The organism is Agrobacterium sp. H141, from assembly GCF_057158725.1.
In genome coordinates this window covers 111,650-130,509 of record NZ_JBXENI010000003.1, presented here as the reverse complement: position 1 = coordinate 130,509, position 18,860 = coordinate 111,650, and the positions used below count along the sequence as shown (strand labels likewise).

The 18,860-nt window shown below is 58.2% G+C and carries 16 protein-coding genes; 14 read left to right on the top strand and 2 right to left on the bottom strand.

Annotation, left to right across the window (positions count from 1 at the left end):
* The first annotated feature begins 66 nt into the window (after positions 1–66).
* From ACWPM9_RS22485 to ACWPM9_RS22470, 4 genes are all read left to right on the top strand, one after another.
* The gene (locus ACWPM9_RS22485) at positions 67–1,569 is read left to right on the top strand and encodes a sugar ABC transporter ATP-binding protein (protein ID WP_484758067.1); all 1,503 of its coding nucleotides are present in this window, start codon (positions 67–69) and stop codon (positions 1,567–1,569) included.
* A complete protein-coding gene (locus ACWPM9_RS22480) occupies positions 1,559–2,545 on the top strand; it encodes an ABC transporter permease (RefSeq protein ID WP_428189034.1) in 987 nt (328 codons plus the stop codon). The genes ACWPM9_RS22485 and ACWPM9_RS22480 overlap by 11 nt, the downstream gene beginning before the upstream one ends.
* 105 nt (positions 2,546–2,650) lie before the next feature.
* Positions 2,651–3,382: an SDR family oxidoreductase gene (locus ACWPM9_RS22475; RefSeq protein ID WP_484758066.1), complete on the top strand. Its 732-nt coding sequence runs from the start codon at positions 2,651–2,653 to the stop codon at positions 3,380–3,382.
* 82 nt (positions 3,383–3,464) lie between these two features.
* On the top strand, positions 3,465–4,190 hold the full coding sequence (locus ACWPM9_RS22470; protein WP_484758065.1) for an SDR family oxidoreductase: 726 nt from the start codon (positions 3,465–3,467) through the stop codon (positions 4,188–4,190).
* A 14-nt stretch (positions 4,191–4,204) separates the two neighbouring features.
* Here ACWPM9_RS22470 and ACWPM9_RS22465 read toward each other — a convergent pair whose 3' ends face one another.
* Positions 4,205–5,233 carry a LacI family DNA-binding transcriptional regulator gene (locus tag ACWPM9_RS22465; RefSeq protein WP_484758064.1) on the bottom strand — a complete coding sequence of 343 codons (1,029 nt, stop codon included), beginning with the start codon at positions 5,231–5,233 and terminating at the stop codon, positions 4,205–4,207.
* Positions 5,234–5,371: 138 nt separating this feature from the next.
* On the opposite strand from ACWPM9_RS22465, the gene ACWPM9_RS22460 reads away from it, so the two are divergent.
* The 6 genes from ACWPM9_RS22460 (at position 5,372) to ACWPM9_RS22435 (ending at position 11,532) form a co-directional block, all read left to right on the top strand.
* The gene (locus ACWPM9_RS22460) at positions 5,372–6,415 is read left to right on the top strand and encodes a Gfo/Idh/MocA family protein (protein WP_484758063.1); all 1,044 of its coding nucleotides are present in this window, start codon (positions 5,372–5,374) and stop codon (positions 6,413–6,415) included.
* Positions 6,416–6,419: 4 nt separating this feature from the next.
* Positions 6,420–7,322, top strand: a complete 903-nt coding sequence (locus tag ACWPM9_RS22455; protein WP_484758062.1) for a sugar phosphate isomerase/epimerase family protein — start codon at positions 6,420–6,422, stop codon at positions 7,320–7,322.
* Positions 7,323–7,381: 59 nt separating this feature from the next.
* Entirely contained in the window at positions 7,382–8,617 is a 1,236-nt protein-coding gene (locus tag ACWPM9_RS22450) for an ABC transporter substrate-binding protein (protein ID WP_484758061.1), read from the top strand.
* Positions 8,618–8,741: 124 nt separating this feature from the next.
* Positions 8,742–9,644, top strand: coding sequence for a carbohydrate ABC transporter permease (locus tag ACWPM9_RS22445; RefSeq protein WP_428189041.1), 903 nt, complete (start codon positions 8,742–8,744; stop codon positions 9,642–9,644).
* Positions 9,641–10,468: a carbohydrate ABC transporter permease gene (locus ACWPM9_RS22440; RefSeq protein ID WP_428189042.1), complete on the top strand. Its 828-nt coding sequence runs from the start codon at positions 9,641–9,643 to the stop codon at positions 10,466–10,468. Before ACWPM9_RS22445 ends, ACWPM9_RS22440 begins: the two co-directional genes overlap by 4 nt.
* Complete coding sequence (locus ACWPM9_RS22435) at positions 10,465–11,532, top strand: ABC transporter ATP-binding protein (RefSeq protein WP_484758060.1); 1,068 nt, start codon at positions 10,465–10,467, stop codon at positions 11,530–11,532. Before ACWPM9_RS22440 ends, ACWPM9_RS22435 begins: the two co-directional genes overlap by 4 nt.
* 52 nt (positions 11,533–11,584) lie before the next feature.
* On the opposite strand, the gene ACWPM9_RS22430 is transcribed toward ACWPM9_RS22435, so the two are convergent.
* Positions 11,585–12,364, bottom strand: a complete 780-nt coding sequence (locus ACWPM9_RS22430) for a TetR/AcrR family transcriptional regulator (protein ID WP_484758059.1) — start codon at positions 12,362–12,364, stop codon at positions 11,585–11,587.
* A gap of 93 nt (positions 12,365–12,457) precedes the next feature.
* Between ACWPM9_RS22430 and ACWPM9_RS22425 the strand changes: the two genes are divergently transcribed.
* From ACWPM9_RS22425 to ACWPM9_RS22410, 4 genes are all read left to right on the top strand, one after another.
* A complete protein-coding gene (locus tag ACWPM9_RS22425) occupies positions 12,458–13,462 on the top strand; it encodes an efflux RND transporter periplasmic adaptor subunit (protein WP_428189045.1) in 1,005 nt (334 codons plus the stop codon).
* Positions 13,459–14,532 carry an efflux RND transporter periplasmic adaptor subunit gene (locus tag ACWPM9_RS22420; RefSeq protein WP_428189046.1) on the top strand — a complete coding sequence of 358 codons (1,074 nt, stop codon included), beginning with the start codon at positions 13,459–13,461 and terminating at the stop codon, positions 14,530–14,532. The genes ACWPM9_RS22425 and ACWPM9_RS22420 overlap by 4 nt, the downstream gene beginning before the upstream one ends.
* On the top strand, positions 14,529–17,606 hold the full coding sequence (locus tag ACWPM9_RS22415) for an efflux RND transporter permease subunit (protein WP_484758058.1): 3,078 nt from the start codon (positions 14,529–14,531) through the stop codon (positions 17,604–17,606). The genes ACWPM9_RS22420 and ACWPM9_RS22415 overlap by 4 nt, the downstream gene beginning before the upstream one ends.
* Positions 17,607–17,864: 258 nt before the next feature.
* On the top strand, positions 17,865–18,833 hold the full coding sequence (locus ACWPM9_RS22410) for an alpha/beta hydrolase (RefSeq protein ID WP_484758057.1): 969 nt from the start codon (positions 17,865–17,867) through the stop codon (positions 18,831–18,833).
* Positions 18,834–18,860: the final 27 nt, after the last annotated feature.

Genomic DNA, 18,860 nt, shown 5'->3' with positions numbered 1-18,860 from the left:
CAATCGCCCCCGTGTTCGCTTGGAGCCGGGGGCGATGCCGCCATCGTCCATGCTCAGGAGCAGATCATGCTGGAATTGAACGGGATCAAGAAAAGCTTCGGCAGAATCGAGGTTCTGCACGGCGTCGATCTCCACGTTAAGGCGGGCGAGATCCATGCACTCCTGGGCGAGAATGGAGCCGGAAAATCGACCCTGATGAAGATTGTCTGCGGGATTTTCGGTCCGAGCGAAGGCACGATCAGTGTCGACGGCAAGCCATGCCGTTTTGCCAATTACGATGAGGCGATCGAAGCCGGCATCGGCATCGTCTTTCAGGAGTTCAGCCTGATCCCTTATCTCACAGCGGTGGAAAACATGTTCCTGGCGCGTGAGATCAGCAATCGGTTCGGCTTGCTGGACCGCAAGGCGATGCGCAGGCGCGCCGAGGAAATCCTGCAGCAACTCGACGTCGATCTTCCGCTCGATGTGCCGGTTGGCCGGCTTTCGGTCGCCGAACAGCAGTTCGTGGAGATCGCCAAGGCCCTGTCTCTCAATGCACGGATCCTTGTGCTGGATGAGCCAACGGCGACGCTTACGCCATCGGAAGTCGAGCATTTGTTCAAGGTCATGCGGGAGCTGCGCAATCAGGGCGTCGCAATCGTTTTCATATCCCACCATCTGGAGGAAATCTTCGAGATCTGCGACCGCATCACGGTGTTGCGCGACGGTGAGTTTGTCGCCTCCTGTCCGGTCGCGGATGTCGACAATGACCGACTGGTCGAAATGATGGTCGGCCGCCGCATCGAGAACAGCTTTCCGCCGAAGCCCGAGCCGAGACCGAACGCGGCGATATGCCTTGAGGTCAAGGAAATCCAGCTGCGAAAGGGCGGCCCGATCTCGACATTCGCGCTGCGCGAGGGCGAGATCCTGGGTTTTGCAGGCCTGGTCGGTTCTGGCCGAACGGAAACCGCGCTTGCCATGCTTGGCGCTTATCCAGCCACCCGTTGCAAATTGCAGATCGACGGCATCGAAACCCGTCTTTCCTCACCCGCAGATGGGCTGGCCCGAGGCATCGGGCTTTTGCCGGAGAGCCGCAAGACGGAAGGGCTGATTACCAGCTTTTCCATCGTGCAGAATGTCTCCCTCAACAATTACGGAAAATACCGGGTAGCCCGGTTCTTCATCGACATGAACAAGGAGCTGGCCTGCACGCAAACTGCCATGGAGCAGGTGCAGGTGAAGGCACAGGGCGCCCATGCGCGGGTCGACACCTTGTCGGGCGGCAATCAGCAAAAGGTGGTGATCGCGCGATGGTTGAACCACGATATGAAGATCCTGATCTTCGATGAGCCAACTCGCGGCATCGACGTGGGCGCCAAGGCCGAAATCTATCAGCTGATGCGGGAATTCACCGCCCAGGGTCACTCCATCATCATGATCTCTTCGGAGCTCCCGGAAGTCGTCGGCATGTCCGACAGGGTCTGTGTCTTTCGTCAGGGCGGGATCGTCGCCACGGTCGCGGGCAAGAGTATCAATTCAGAAGAAATAATGAGCCATGCAACCACCGGGAGGGTTCTCAATGTCGCATGATGCAAACGCCAGTGCGGCCGACGCACACGACAAGACACGCGACAGGAACTGGAGCTGGCTGCTGCATTCGCCGCTTCTTCTGCCCCTGGCCGGACTGATCGTCGTTTCGATCCTGATGGGGCTGGCCAGCGACAACTTCTTCAGCGTGTCGAACATCTTCAACGTGCTGAGGCAGGTTTCCATTGTCGGCATCCTGGCCGTTGGAATGACCTTCGTCATCCTGACCGGCGGTATCGATCTGTCTGTCGGTGCCGTCATGGCACTGGCTGGAACGATTGCGGCAGGCCTGATGGTCAATATGGGGCTGCCCGGCTGGGTCGGGCTTCTGGGTGGGCTGGGCGTTGGCCTCGGTCTCGGCTTCTTCAACGGTGCTTTGGTCGCATGGGGGCGGATGCCGGCGATCATCGTCACGCTGGCCACGATGGGGATCGCCCGTGGTCTGGGCCTGATCTACTCGGGCGGCTATCCCATCAGCGGTCTTCCATCCTGGATCGCCTGGTTCGGGATCGGGCGCATCGGCACGGTTCCGGTTCCCGTCATCTTGATGTTCGTGGTCTATGGCCTCGCCTGGGTTCTGCTTCAGCGCACACCCTTCGGCCGCCATGTCTATGCCATCGGCGGCAATGAAACGGCGGCCAAACTGTCCGGGGTGAAGACCCAATATGTGAAGTTTGCCGTCTATGCGATTTCGGGACTGACCTCTGCACTTGCAGCCGTGATCCTCACCGGACGGCTGATGTCCGGCCAGCCCAATGCCGGGGTCGGCTTCGAACTGGATGCCATCGCTTCCGTCGTGCTCGGCGGGACCGCGATTGCCGGCGGACGCGGTCTCGTGCTTGGCACGCTGATCGGGGCGGTCCTTCTCGGCATTCTCAACAACGGTCTGAACCTGGTGGGGATCAACCCGTATCTGCAGGACGTCATCAAGGGATTCATCATCCTGCTCGCCATCTATATCGGCCGCGAGTGGCGCTGAATATTGGTCAACGACAGCCGGTCCGCAACGCCGCCACCCACGCGGCGCTCCGATCGCAACGACAAACACGTGTTTTATTTAAGATCCAGATTCTAGGAGAAAAGAATGTCTGTATCGCTGGAAGGCAAAATCGCGGTCATCACCGGTGCGGCCTCGGGCATCGGGCTTGCAACAACCGAGAAGCTTCTCGCTGCCGGGTCGACCGTGGTCATGGTCGACCGCAACGCGCAGGCGCTGGCCGAACTCGCCGCACGCTTTGGCCCTAAAGCTGTTCCTCAGGTGACCGACCTGCTCGATTTTGACAGCTGCAATGCGATGGTCGCCGAGATCCTGCAAAGGGTCGATCATATCGATATCCTCTATTGCAATGCCGGTACCTATATCGGCGGCGATCTGGTCGACACCGATCCGGCCACAATCGACCGGATGCTGAACCTGAACGTCAATGCGGTTATGAAGAACATTCACGCGGTGGTGCCGCACATGATGGAAAGAAAGACCGGCGACATTATCGTCACCTGCTCGATTGCCGGCCACTTTCCGGCCTATTGGGAGCCCGTCTATACCGCGTCGAAATGGGCCGTCACCTGTTTCGTTCAAACCATGCGGCGCCAGATGATCCCGCATGGCGTTCGCGTGGGGCAAGTATCGCCCGGACCCGTGGTGTCGGCGCTTCTGGCCGATTGGCCGGAAGAAAACCTGCGCAAGGCGAAAGAGGCGGGCGCGCTGATCGACCCGGAAGAGGTGGCAGATGCGGTCGAATACATGCTGACCCGCAAGCGGACGGTTACCATCCGTGACATGATCGTCCTGCCGACGGCGTTCGACAGGGTTTGACACTCTAGCCAAGAGGAGCGCCGATCGTGACCAGCGCCGCTCCTCGCCTGACCTCGATCATATTCAAGCCAGTGGAGGCATCATGCAATTTTCCGGCAAATCCGTCATCATTACCGGTGCAGGCAAGGGGATCGGCCGCGCCTGTGCGCAGCTCATGGCCAAACGTGGCGCCGAGGTCATTGCACTTAGTCGTACCCAAGCCGATCTCGACAGCCTGAAAGCGGAAATCGGTTGCCGGACTGTCAGCGTTGATCTGAAAGACCCCAAGGCCGCCCGCGCCGCAATGGCCAAGGCCGGCACTGCGGATTTCCTCATCAACAGTGCCGGCATCAACGTGCTCGAGAGCACATTCGACATGAGCGATGAGGGCTATGAGGCCGTGCTGGGGATCAATCTTCGGGCAGCGCTGATTACCTGCCAGGAATTCGCACGGGCCCGTCGGGCGGCAGGCGGCGGCGGTGCAATCGTCAATATCACCTCCATCGCCGGACATCGCGGTTCCTCCGAGCATCTGTGCTATGCCGCCTCGAAAGCCGGTCTTGAAGGCGCCACGCGCGTGATGGCGAGGGAACTCGGTCCACACAATATCCGCGTCAATGCGGTTGCGCCAACGATCACCCTGACGGACCTGGCGGTCGAAGCCTGGAGCGACCCGGCCAAGAGCGAGCCGATGATGGTGCGCCACCCGCTTGGGCGTTTTGCCGAGGCTGACGATGTCGCCGCCAGCATTGCCATGCTTCTCTCGGATGACAGCAACATGATCACAGGTGCCGTTCTACCGGTCGATGGAGGGTTCCTGGCTGTGTGAGGGAAGACCGTCGACTACAGGCGAAAGCTGTCGCTTTCGCCTTCGATGAATTCCATCGGCCAGAGCTGGCGATGCGTGACGTCGGGATAGTGCTCGGCAAAGGCCGGCATGGTGGACAGCAAAGTTTCGGCAAGTGAGATGCCCAGATCTCTGAGGGACTGGCGAAAGCAGGACAGTTTCGGCACCAGGAATTGCGCCTGGGGGCTGTACTGACCGATGACAGCAATGTCCTTGCCCGGTCGCAATCCGGCTTCCTCCAGTCCGTGGTAGAAGCCGACAACGGTTGCCTCGTTGACGAGCACGATGGCCGTCGGTCGTTCCTTGCGTGCGACCAGTTCCTGCGCCAGCTGATAGCCGCCTCTTTCGTTGGGTCTCGTGCGGAACACATTCTGCTGGTCGAGCGCCAGTCCGTGCCGTGCCAGAGCCTCCCGGCAACTGGCCTCGAAGACGTAGCCAAGATTGATTTCTCCGGGCGGACGGCTGATGGCAATATTGGTGTGTCCATGGGCGACAAGACGCTCCACGGACGCCTGCGCGATGCCCTCGAAGTCGAGGTCGAATGACGGTTGTCCGACATCGATGAGGCTGCGGCCGAGGGTGATGAAAGGGATATCGGCGCGGTGCAGTATCTCAAAGCGGTGATCCTGGCGGCGGGTAGCGCTGAGGATAATTCCATCGGCAAAGCCACGCGCCACATTGCGCCTCAGATAGTCATCCGGGTCTTCTTCCGATGAGCACAACAGCACCACAAGATCGAGCTTGTGGCGCGCAAGGACGGCCTGGACACCGTCGAACACCGTCATGAAGAATGTGCCGCCCTGGCCGGTTACGTCATGGCTTGTTTCCATAACAAAGCCGATGATGCCCGTTGATCCCTTGCGCAGAGAGCGACCTGCCTGATTGGCGACATAGCCATAGGCCTCGGCCGCCTTCAAGACCCGTTCCCGGGTCTCCTTGTTGACGTCGGGCTTTCCATTCAGCGCGCGCGAAACCGTACCGATCGATAGATCGAGATGGTCAGCCAGCTTGCGTATGCCTTTCATGTGAGGTCCCTTTCGGCAAACCGCTTCCGATAACGTTTACGATGTCTATTGACACAACGCGCAAGCTGTTCATAGTATCGTAAACGTTTACGGCCGTGCGGGAAGGGGAGTTCCCGAGCCGGTCAATGGGAGGAATTATTGTCATTCAAAGCCGTGATATGCGGATGCGGAGCTATGGCCAAAGGCTGGCTTCGTGCGTTGCAATCAGATCCAGAGCTCAGTGAGGCCATCCGGATCGTCGGTCTGGTCGACCTGGATCCGTCCATTGCCACTGCGCTCGGTGCCGAATTCGGCCTTGGCGAAGTCTGCGTGGGCAGTGACCTCGATACCGTTCTTCAGGAAACCGCTGCAGACATGCTGTTTGATATCGTCGTGCCGGGAGCCAGGCGCGCCGTGGTGCAGACGGGCCTTCGCCACGGATGTCATGTCCTTTCCGAAAAGCCGCTGGCAACTTCGATGGAAGAAGCACGCGAGATGATGGTGCTTGCCAGGCAAGCGGGCCGTATCCATGCCGTGGTTCAGAACCGTCGCTTCATCGCCGGCGTGCGCCGTATGCGCCGTGCGGTCGATGAGGGATTGATCGGCGAGTTGACCGCGCTTCACAGCGATTTCTTCCTCGCTCCGCATTTCGGCGGCTTCCGCGATGCTATGGATAATGTGCTTCTTCTCGATATGGCCATACACACCTTCGATGCCGCCCGCTTCGTGTCGGGCAAGACACCGCTCTCGGTCTACTGCGTCGAGACCAATCCATCCGGCTCCTGGTATGCCCACGGCGCTTCGGCCAATGCCATCTTTCAGTTCTCTGGCGGGGCCGTGTTCACCTATCGCGGTTCATGGTGCGCGGAGGGACGTCCGACGAGCTGGGAAAGTGCTTGGCGACTGGTCGGCTCCAGGGGAATGCTGACCTGGGATGGTGAAGACCGGTTCGAAGCAACGGTTGCCGGTGACGTCACCGGGTTGTTGCGCGGTTACAAAGCCGTCGATGTTCCTCTCCCGCCGGACGAGGGCCAGACCCACGGCCACCGCAGCGTAGTTGTCGACTTCATTTTGGCCATAAAGGGCGGGCGGCAGCCGGAGACGGTCAGCTCCGACAATATCAAAAGTCTCGCCATGGTCTTCGGCTCAATTGAAAGCGCTCGGACCGGCCAGCCAGTTCTACTGTCCCAGGAAGGATCATAATACCGTGTCAAATCCCGCAACATCCATTCGTGTCGGAACCATGATCAGCGCCAGCGGTGGCGAGGCCGCTCGTCGCATAGGGCAGCTTTCCGATATGGGTTTCGAGAGCTTCCAGCCGTTCTTCTGGCAGACCACCAATGGGCAGGATCTGGCAGAACTGGGCAAGCGTTGCCGCGATGCAATCGGTGAGCGGGATATCACCATGTCGACCATCGGCATGTTTGGCAATCCGCTGGAAGAGACGGACGTCGACCTTGAGACTCTGCAGGGATGGAAGGATTGCATCGACAATGCCCATCATTTCGGAGCGTCGTGTATCGCAGGCTTTACCGGCCGCATTCGCGGCAAGCCGCTCACCGACAGCCTGCCGCGATACAAGGAGATCTGGAGCGAGCTTGCCCGGCGCGCGGCCGACAAGGGTGTCCGGATTGCCTTTGAGAATTGTGCCATGGACGGCAATTGGCAGACGGGCGACTGGAACATCGCCCACAATCCCGATGCCTGGGAACTGATGTTCAACGAGACGCCGGACGATCACATCGGGCTCGAATGGGAACCCTGCCACCAGATGGTCTACCTGATCGATCCGCTGCCGCAGATCCGCAAATGGGCACCCAAATTCTTTCATGTGCATGGCAAGGACGCCACGATCCGCTGGGATGTGATCCGCGAGCACGGCATTTTCGGCAAGGAGAAATTTGTCTTCATGCGCACACCGGGGTTTGGCGATACGAACTGGACCGATGTGATTTCCGAACTGCGGCTTGCCGGCTGGTCCGGCGCAATCGACATCGAGGGCTGGCACGACCCGGTCTACCGTGATGCGCTGGAAATGACCGGGCAGATCCATGCACTGAACTACCTGAAGAATTGCCGGGGAGGGGACTTCGTCGCCGACCCGCAATGAGACTGCCCAAAGGCTTGGAGGAAGCCTGCGGGTCCCATTGAAAACCATAGGAGGAGAGCATGTCTATTCGGAAATCCCTGCTGGCAGGCGTTGTCGCGTTTGCCTCCGTTTCGGCGCTTGCGCCTGTCGTCATGGCCGAGGATGAAGTTACCATCACGGTCTGGAGCCTTGATAAGCCAGAACAGCCGGCCTGGAACCTTGCCCGCGAGTTCGATGAGAAGGAGCCGGGTATCAAGGTCGAATACCGCCTGATCCAGTTCGACGACGTCGTCAGCGAAGCGATGCGCGCCTATTCCACCGGACAGGCACCCGATATCATCGCCATCGATAATCCGGAACACGCGCTTTTTGCATCACGCGGAGCCTTTCTCGACCTGACCGACATGATTGCCGGCTCGAACGTGATCAACAAGGACAACTATTTTCCAGGCCCGCTGAATTCGGTCACCTGGGATGGAAAGCTTTTCGGGGTGCCCAAGGCAACCAATACCATTGCGCTTTACTACAATGCCGACATGTTCAAGGCCAAGGGCCTCGATCCAGACAAGCCACCGCAGACCTGGGCCGAACTGATCGATGCCGCCCGCAAGCTCAATGATCCCGCACAGAACGTCTACGGTCTGGCCTTTTCGGCAAAGGCAAGCGAGGAGGGAACCTTCCAGTTTCTGCCCTGGGCACAAATGGGTGGCGGCAGTTATCGAGACATCAATTCGAAGGGTTCGGTGAAGGCGCTTGAAGCCTGGAAGACGCTGATGGACGAAAAGCTGGTGTCTCCCGACAGCCTGACGCGCGGACAGTGGGACTCGACCGGCACCTTCAATTCCGGCAATGCGGCCATGGCCATTTCAGGTCCCTGGGAGCTCAATCGCATGTCGGACGAGGCCAAGTTCGATTGGCGCGTTGCTCTTCTGCCCGTTCCCGAAGAGGGCGCCGAGCGCTCCTCGGCCATGGGCGATTTCAACTGGGCGATCTTCTCGTCGACCAAGCATCCGCAGGAGGCTTTCAAGGCGCTGGAATACTTCGCCTCGCAGGATGACAAGATGTTCAAGAATTACGGTCAGTTGCCTGCCCGCTCCGACATCACCTTGCCGGAAACCGGCAATGCGAAGAAAGACGCGGCGCTGAAAGTCTTCCAGGAGCAGCTGAAATACGCCAAGCCTCGCGGTCCGCATCCGCAATGGCCCAAGATCTCCAAGGCAATTCAGGATGCCATCCAGGCAGCGCTGACCGGCCAGATGTCACCGAAGGACGCGTTAGACCAGGCTGCCGAGACGATCGATGCAGTGCTGGGCTGACGTCAAGGCGGCTGAGGTCGCCTGTTCTTATTGAACCCTCCCGCAGGATGCGCCCCGCATTTCCAACGCTTGGGAAGTGCGGGGCGATCCGAGCGGAGTTCGGCCAGCCACCGGGAGAATAACAATGCGAAAGATCCTTTCCAGCCTCAGGGATGGGCGAGGCTTCGACATAGGCCTTGTCGGGGTTCCGCTCGGCTTCCTGTTCGTCATGTCGGGATTGCCCTTGCTCTACAATGTTTTGATGAGCTTTCAGGAAGTGGACATGTTTTCGCTCGGCCAGTTGATCCGGCCCTTTGTCGGCTGGGACAACTATGTGTCGCTATTCGCCCAACGGGAAACCTGGCCGATTTTGACCAATACGGCGATCTTCCTCGCGGCCTCGATTGCCGGCCAGTTCGTGATCGGTTTCGCCTTGGCGCTTTTCTTCTGGGTCGGTTTTCCCGGCGCATCCTGGCTGCGCGGATTGTTTCTCGTGTCGTGGATCATGCCGGGGCTCGTCGTCGGTGCCATCTGGAACTGGATCCTGTCCGGCGATTTCGGCGTGCTGAACTACATGCTGCGCGAGAGCGGACTGATCTCCGGCAATATATTCTGGCGGTCGGACCCCAGCTATTCCCTCTGGGCCGTGATCATCGCCAACATATGGCTGGGAACATCGTTCAACATGATATTGCTGTCGGTCGGCCTGTCCGGCATTCCAAAGGATCTCTACGAGGCGGCAGAACTGGATGGCGCCAACATTTGGCAGCGGTTTTACACGATAACCCTGCCCATGATGCGCTCGACCATCGGCGCAGTCGTCTCTCTGGGCTTGATCTTCACGCTGCAGCAGTTCGACCTGTTTGCCGCCATCACCTCCGGCGGACCAAACAATTCTTCCAATGTGGCTCAATATTGGGCCTGGGACCAGTCGTTCAAGCAATATGACTTTGCCCGAGGGGCGACCATCTCCGTCATCATGATCATCTTCGTCATGTTCGCGTCCCTGGTTTATGTGCGCTCCACGCGTCAGGAGGTGCATGGATGAGTGAGATTCACCGAAACCGGATCATGCTGGCTGTCGCGCTCTTGCTCGCCGCTATTTATCTTTTTCCGCTGTACTGGATGTATGTCACGACCGTGAAAAGCGGCTCTGCCATGTTTGCCACGCCCCCGAGCTTCTGGCCTGCCGATCCGCAATGGAGTTCCTATCCCTATGTCTGGGAAAGCCGTAATATGGGGCGTTTTCTCTGGAACTCGCTCGTCATTGCCGCAGGCGCTGTCGCCTTGATCGCCGTCCTTGGAACCGGCTGTGCCTATGTGCTGGCGCGCTATCGGAATGGCTGGGTCGATGCCGGATTGTTCCTGATCCTGATGCTGCAGGTGCTGCCGGCCTCGCTGATGATCACACCGATCTTTGTCGGCTTCTCGCAGGTCGGGATGCTGGAATATCCCCGCGTGGCCGTCATCATTGCCATTGCGGCCAAGAGCATGCCCTTTTTTGTCGTCCTGGTGAGGGCAACCTTCATAAGCGTGCCGCTGGAACTGGAAGAGGCGGCATTGGTCGATGGCAGTTCGCGTCTCGGCGCCTTCTTCAACATTGTCCTGCCATTGGCGCGCAACGGTATCCTGGTCTCCGCCATCCTGATCTTCATGCAGGCCTTCGGGGAGTTCGTCTATTCGAAGTCGATCATCCAGGCCGTTGAATATCAGCCTGCCAGCGTGGGACTCAATTCCTTCATGGGGCCGAATACCAATGAATGGAACAACATCATGACCTTTGCGACGATCTATGTGACACCGATCCTCGCGGTCTTCGTTCTCTTGCAGCGTCGGATCGTATCCGGCCTTACATCCGGAGCCCTCAAGTGACCCACCAGATCGAACTCAATGGCGTCAACAAATATTACGGCGCCTATCATGCGCTGCGCAATATCGATCTGCGCATCGAGAGAGGCGCCTTTGTCGCGCTGGTCGGACCATCGGGCTGCGGCAAGTCGACATTGTTGCGGTCGCTTGCCGGGCTGGAGCGTATTTCTTCGGGTGACCTGCTCATTGGCGGCGAGCGGATGAACGACGTTCCACCGCGCAAGCGTGACCTGGCCATGGTTTTCCAGTCCTATGCGCTCTACCCGCATATGACGGTGGAGGAGAATCTGACCTATTCGCTGCGCGTGCGCGGGGTGAAGAAGGCCGAAGCAAAGAAGGCCGCCGCAGAAGTGGCTGCAACGACCGGCCTTGGCGACCTCCTGCATCGCTATCCGCGTGAACTCTCCGGCGGTCAGAGGCAGCGTGTCGCGATGAGCCGGGCAATCATCCGGCACCCCAAGGCGTTTTTGTTCGACGAACCTCTGTCCAATCTCGATGCATCGCTGCGTGTGCATATGCGCAAGGAAATCCGCGCCCTGCACGACAGGCTGGGTGCAACTTCCGTTTACGTCACCCATGACCAGATCGAAGCGATGACCATGGCCGATCATGTGGTGGTGATGCGACAGGGTGTGATCGAGCAGCAGGGCGCACCGCTCGATCTCTATGACCGCCCGGTCAACAAATTCGTTGCCGGCTTCATCGGTTCACCGGCCATGAACTTCATTCCTGCAGTGGTCGATGCGGATGGCCGCAACCTGACCCTGGAACTGGAAGTGCCGCAGCGCATTCCGCTGTCCACGGCCAGGCCAGCTGGTGAAAAGCTGGTGGTGGGGTTGCGCCCCGAGCATCTGACAATCGTGCCCGATGGCGAAGGGCTTCTACAGTTGCAGGTGGGCGTCGTGGAAATGACCGGCACCAACAGCTATGTCGAAACTGCAGGCACGCCGGAGGTGATGATCCTGCAAGCCGGGCGTACCATCGCGAGGCCGGGGGACATGATTTCCGTCACGTTTTCAGATGTTCATCTCAATCTGTTTTCGGCAGACACCGGATTTCGCATCTGAGCGCAGTGTCGGTCGATGACATCTCGTGTCTGCCTCATGTCGATGGGTCAGACTATTTCAAGAGACGTAACATCATCGCCGCAAGCCGGCGCTTCAACGTGTCGTCGTCTTCCTCAATTCCGGAAACGCTCGAAACGAACTGACGTGTCGAAATCAGAACGCCGATCATGGACATTGAAGCGAGGATCGACATGCCGATCTCATCAGGATCATCGTGCTTGTCGATATTGCGTATCTTTGCGATCCGCTCGAAAAGCATCGCATAGATTGGCCGCCCCAGCCTGTCGACGATCAATGCCTGTCGCTCGCCTTTCCCCGTCGTCATGATCTCGCTGATCAGTAACTGGGCGAAGAGAGGGCGCTCGGCCATCATTTCCACCATGCCGGTGCAAAGTTGCTCCATTTGCAATTCGGGCGAAAGCTCTCGGTGCTGTTCCGGCCAGATAGCCATGCGGGTGACGCTGTCGTTGGCCACCGAATCGACTACCGCGGTCCAAAGGCCCATTTTTGAGCCGAAGCGATAGGAGATCAATGCGACGTCCACGCCAGCGCGTGCGGCAATTGTCCTCAGAGAGGTTTTCTCGAAGCCATGCTCGGCAAAACATGCAAGGGCCGCGTCGAGAAGTTCCCCGCCGTCATGCTCCTGGCCCCGTCTGGGACGCCCGCGGGTGCGCGTTTTGCCGTGTTCACCTGATTTCAACGCTCTTTCCTTATATATATTGACAAGATAGACCAGTAGAGGCATGTATTCAACGACTGATGAATAAAAATGCCCTACGTTGAGCAAATCTGGAAGACGCCAATGCCACAAACTGCCGCTACGCGGAAACAATGCCTGTGCATCGATAGAAGATCCCGAATGGTCTCCGTGACGGCAGTCTTTATTGTGTTTGCCCTAACAGGGTGTGACGACGGAAAAGGAGATGTGCAGACGTTTACGGAGCATGTTCTCGTGGAGCCGGTAAAGATGGAAGCCGATCTCGTGCATGCGTCGGGCACAGGCGAGGTGAAGGCGCGCGTCGAAAGTGTCCTGTCCTTCAAGACATCCGGTCGGGTTCTTTCCCGCTTCGTCGATGTCGGCGATCATGTTGTTGCGGGGCAATTGCTTGCAACGCTCGATCCGACCGAGCAGAAGGCGGATGTCGAATCCGCTCGGGCGGCTGTGGCCTCGCAGGAGGCGACACTGCGCCGGACAAGTTCGGTGTTAACGCGCCGCCGCGCGCTCATGCAGTCGGGCGTGATCTCGCGCGAAGATCTCGACAGCGCGGTACAGGAAAACCAGTCCGCAGAGCAGGATCTGAACTCGGCTCGCGCGCAGCTTTCCACTGCCCTCAATGTGCTGGAACAAACAGAATTGCATGCCGACGCCGACGGGATCATCACCGAGCGTGACGTTGAGACCGGGCAGATCGTGCAGGCCTCAGCCGCCGTTTACACACTCGCTCAGGATGGACCGCGCGATGCAGTCTTCAATGTCCAGGAATCCGCGCTTAGCAGCAACAAAAAGCCGATATCGATAGATGTGGCACTGGTGTCGCGCCCTGACGTCAAGGCGGCGGCTACGATCCGCGAAATCAGTCCCGCCCTTGATCGTTCGCTTGGCACGGTCATGGTGAAGTTGGCGATCACCGATCCTCCACCCGAAATGAGCCTGGGCACCGCAATTTCAGCAGATGTCGTCCTGGAGCGGGCAGAGCGAATATCCGTTCCCTGGCAATCTCTCTTTTCCCGCGAGGGCACACCCGCAGTATGGGTCATGGATCCAAAGACAAACAAGGTCGATATGAAGCCAGTCAAGATCGAACGCTACGATGCGGCAAATGTCGTCCTGGCAGACGGACTGGAAGCCGGCGAACTCGTCGTGATCGATGGTGGCCAGTTCCTGCGTGCCGGACAACCAGTTTCCTACATCGATGAGGCTGCACAATGAAGTCCGGGATCGTCCTTCCTATCGTCATCATGGCCGCTGCCTTGAGCGCATGCTCGCAGGAAAAAGCTGCCGAAGAACCTGTGCGGCCCGTATTGTCCATGATTGCGGAGCCGCGAGAGCCAACCACATTTGGATTCGCCGGCACGGTCGAAGCCAAATTCAGTACCGATCTCAGCTTCCAGGTGCTTGGGCGCATTATAGCGCGCGATGTCACCGTCGGCGATCTGGTCAAGAAGGGGCAGGTCCTTGCAAGGCTCGATCCAACGGCGTTGCAACTTGCCGTCAATCAGGCGGAAGCCGACCTCGCCTCTGCCGTTGCCAAGCTGGACTTCGCGCGCACGAACGAAGAGCGGCAAGAAAAGCTGTTTGCCGCCAAGGCCAGTACAAAAGAGCAATTGGAAGAAGCCATTCAATCGCGTGAGGCTGCCAAGGCTTCAACCGAGCAGTTGCAGGCGAGCCTTTCAAAGGCACGTGAACAATTTGGTTATGCCGTACTCAAAGCCGAGTCCGATGGCGTGGTGTCGTCGGTGTCTGCCCAGGTGGGAGAGGTTGTCTCCGCGGGAGAGACGGTCATGACGATTGCCCGGCTGGAGGCGCGCGATGCCGTTGTCGATATTCCCGACAGCTACAGCAAGTTGACCGCGATCGGCATGCCCTATGAGGTTGCGCTTGAAGCCAGTTCCGGCACCAGGGTGAGGGGCATTGTCCGTGAGACTTCTCCGCAATCCGATGCGGCGACGAGGACGAGACGGACGAAGATCGCACTCGAGGCTGCGCCCGCTAGCTATCGCCTTGGCAGCACCGTCACCGCTTTTCCCGTGTCACCGAGCGACGGCCATATCTGGTTGCCACTAAGCGCGGTGGGAGGTGATCAGGACGAACATTTCGTATGGGTCGTCGATATGGATGCGAAGACGGTCGAAAAGCGCACGGTTACGATACGCCCCTCTGCAACGGACGGCGTGGATGTACTCAGCGGTCTCACCGAGGGTGAGCGCGTCGTTACCGCGGGCGTGCATTCGCTCACAGAAAATCAACCTGTTAAAATTCCGGATGAGACGCCCCTATGAACAACAAGTTCAACCTTTCCGAATGGGCCCTGCAGCACAAGTCGCTCGTTTGGTATTTCATGATCCTTGCCACGGTGGCAGGCGTTTTTTCCTATATCAACCTCGGCCGTGAGGAAGATCCGGACTTCTCGATCAAGACCATGCTCATTCAGGCCTCCTGGCCCGGAGCCTCGGTTGAAGAGATGACAAGCCAGGTGACCGATCGGATCGAGAAAAAGCTGCAGGAGCTTGATTCTCTTGATTACACCAAGAGTCTCAGTACACCCGGCCAAACAACGATCTATGTGAACCTGCTGGAGAATACCAAGGCGGCGGATGTGAAGCCGACATGGGTCCGTGTCCGCAATATGATCAATGATATTGCGTCCACTCTGCCGGATGGGGTGCAAGGCCCCAGTTTCATCGACAGTTTCGGTGACGTCTACGGCAACATATATGCCTTTACCGCTGACGGCCTGACGCAACGACAGCTGAGGGATTATCTCGAATCTGCGCGCCAGGAAATCCTGTCGGTACCGAATGTCGGCAAGGTCGACCTGGTCGGCGCACAGGACGAAGTCATCTATCTGGATTTTTCAACGAAGCGGATGGCAGCACTGGGTGTGACCCAGCAGCAGATTCTCGAGACGCTTCAGAACCAGAATGCGGTGGTCGCATCTGGCACGCTTCGAACCGGTGCGGAACGCATCAATATACGCGTGTCGGGCCAGTTTGCCGGAGCTGACGCGTTGCGCGACATTAACCTTCGCGTCAATGACAGGTTCTTTCGTCTGAGCGATGTCGCAACGATAACGAGGGGTTATTCCGATCCGCAGCAAGCTCTGTTTCGTGTCGACGGCAAGCCCGCCATTGGTCTTGCCATCGGTATGAAGCCGGGAGCGAATTTGCTTCATTTCGGCGAAGCGCTGACGGAAAAGATGAATAAGGTCATCGCCAATCTGCCCATCGGTATCGGTGTGCATCATGTGGCGGACCAAGCGGTTGTCGTCGATGAAGCGGTCGGCGGTTTTACCAAGGCTCTCTTCGAAGCCATCGCCATTGTGCTTGTTGTCAGTTTCGTGAGCCTTGGAGTGCGAGCCGGTCTGGTTGTGGCCGTTTCCATTCCGCTGGTGCTGGCAATCACCTTCATCTTCATGGAATATCTCGGCATATCGCTGCAGCGTATTTCACTTGGCGCCCTCATCATCGCGCTCGGCCTGCTTGTCGACGATGCGATGATCGCCATCGAGATGATGGTGTCGAAGCTCGAGGCGGGTGAACCTCTGTCCAAGGCCGCCACTGCTGTCTGGACCTCCACTGCCTTTCCCATGTTGACCGGTACCCTGGTGACGGTTGCCAGCTTTATTCCGGTCGGTCTTAACGACAGCGCGGCCGGTGAGTTCACCTTCTCGCTGTTCGTGGTGATTGCAATTTCCCTGATCACATCTTGGATTGTCGCAGTCCTTTTCGCTCCTCTGCTCGGCGTCTTGATGCTGCCGAAAACGATGAAGAAGCATCACGAACACAAGAGCTATCTGGGCGGTGCTTTTTCCCGCATTCTTTCCGGCTGCATGCATTGGCCCAAGGTGACAATTCTGATCACAGCCGCCATGTTCGCCAGCTCCCTGTATGGCATGACCTTCGTGCAGCAGCAGTTCTTCCCTGCTTCAGACCGTCCTGAGCTGATCATCGACTGGACAGCGCGACAGAACTACACCATCGCGCAAACCAAAGCCGAAATGGACAAGTTCGAATCCGATCACCTGGCATCCAACGACGATGTCGATCACTGGACCTCCTATGTCGGTCAGGGTGCCAAGCGTTTCGTGCTTTCGTTCGATGTGCAGCCCAGTACCGACAACTTCGGTGAAATGGTCGTGGTGGCAAAGGATATAGAGGCGCGTGATCGTCTGATCGAAGAACTGTCCGCTGCTGCAACAGAGGAATATCCCGGTACGGATGTCTTTATCAAAAAGATGGAACTCGGCCCGCCGGTCGGTCGCCCGATCCAATATCGCATCAGTGGACCAGAGCCGCAAAAGGTACGCACTTACGCCCAGGATCTTGCTGGCGTGATGGCCAACGACACCAGACTTGGCCGCGTCGTTCTGGATTGGAACGAGCCTGCGCGTGTGGTCAAGGTTGACGTGATGCAGGATAAGGCCCGCCAGTTGGGTATCAGTTCCAGCGATATCGCGACGGCACTCAACAATCTGACGGGCGGTTCGACGATCACCCAGATCCGTGACAGTATCTACCTCATCGATGTTGTCAGTCGTGCGACGAAAAGCGAAAGGGAGTCGATCGAAACTCTGCGCAACTTGCAGTTGCCGAAGGCCGATGGCAATTCGATCCCACTCGCCTCGATTGCCACTTTCCACTACGAGCTCGAGCAGCCCTTGATCTGGCGTCGTGACCGCATACCGACAGTGACACTGAAGGCTGCGATCACAGACAGCACCCAGCCAGCGACTGTCGACAAGTACCTGCAGCCCTTCATCAAGGATTTTGCCGCCAAGTTGCCGAACGGATATACGGTCGAGACTGGTGGGTCGGTTGAAAGCAGTGCCAATAGCCAGGCTCCGATTGCGGCCGTCATACCGATCATGCTTTTGACCATTGCAACCATATTGATGTTCCAGCTGCAAAGCTTCCAGCGTCTGGTCATGGTTGTTATTGTCGCTCCGCTCGGCCTGATCGGTGTCGTTGCGGCGCTCTTGCCAAGTGGAGCTCCACTGGGCTTCGTTGCCATCCTTGGGGTCTTGGCGCTGATCGGTATTCTGATCCGTAACTCGGTCATCCTGGTTGTCGAGATCGATACCCTGCGCAGATCCGGCAAGGATGGATGGAATGCCGTAAGAGTGGCCGCCGAGCATAGAATGCGTCCGATCATGCTCACGGCTGCGGCAGCAAGTCTGGCATTGATACCGATTGCCCGGGAGATCTTCTGGGGCCCGATGGCCTTTGCCATGATGGGCGGGATCATTGTCGGCACCGTGCTTACTCTGCTGTTCTTGCCGGCGCTCTATCTCGTTTGGTTTCGTATAAAACCACCTCAGGATGACGTGCCACAGACAGAATCTGCTGCAACCTAAGCGGCAGTGATGAGAGACACCCGTGGATCCCGCCCCACCCCCGCCCCCGGGTGTCTCTCGTTTTCACTTCGAGTTATTCTGAGGGCGTCGATGTCGTTCTTCCGCCACACATTTGCCAGCAGACTTGTCGTGGCCATCGCATTGATTTTTTCTCTGCAGGCCTGTGCATCCCGTCCCACGGAGGAGATCCTCAAGCCCGTGGCCGTGGCGGATTCCTCTGAGAGGAAAATTACCATCCTCTCTGCGACAAACCGTAACTTGAGTGCAAAGAGCGACGATCCGGTCGACATGCGCTCCGACAAGCTGACTTTCGAGGCCTTTCGGTTTTCAATTCCGAAGCAGCGCCCGACGGTTGGTGTCGTCTATCCCAAACCCTCGCCGGATCCGCGCAAACAGTTTCTCGTCACCGAGCGTGATCCGCTGGATAGGCCAGAATTCCTGAGGGAGCTGGAGTTGTCCGTCGACGAGAGCGGCACCATCGCGGTCTTCGTCCATGGGTATAACTACAGCTACCAGGAGGCTGTTTACTGGACCGCGCAACTTGGCGCCGATGCCGGGAATGTGCCGCCTCCTGTGCTTTTCGCATGGCCATCACAGGGAAGCCTGACCGGTTATGTCGCGGATAGGGACGAGGCGCTTGCGTCACGGACAGAGTTGACAAGATTGCTGGAATTGGTGAGCCGCGCGCGAGGCGTCAAACATATCGTGCTGTTTGCGCATAGCATGGGAAGTCTGATCGCAATCGAGGCAGTCAGGCAATTGCAGCTCGAAGAGCGTCAGGATGTCAGCCACAAGCTCGAGATCTACTTGGCTGCCGCCGATATAGATGTGGATCTCTTCCGGTCACAGCTTGCCGACATTGGCAGGTTGCCGCACCCCATCACCTTGCTGGTGTCAAAGCAGGACAGGGCTCTGTCCTTCTCCAGCCTCCTTGGCCAGGAGCGCCCGCGGGTCGGGCAGGCCGATGTTCACGATCCCAGAATAGCCACGATAGCACGCGACATGAATCTCAGGATTTTCGATATCACGGCACTGAAAGACAGCGATGGACTTGGTCATGATCGGTATGCGAGCCTTGCGAAATCCAGCGAGGAACTGATCCAGGCCGAGAGATCGCCCGCAGCTCCCGGTCACGTCGGGGTCATTGTTTTCACCGCAGCCAACAAGTTGTTGCTCGATCCGATTAGAGTAATCTCCGCCTCTCATCAGCGCGCTGGAATGCCGTAGCCGGTAAGGGTTCATCGAGTTCATGGC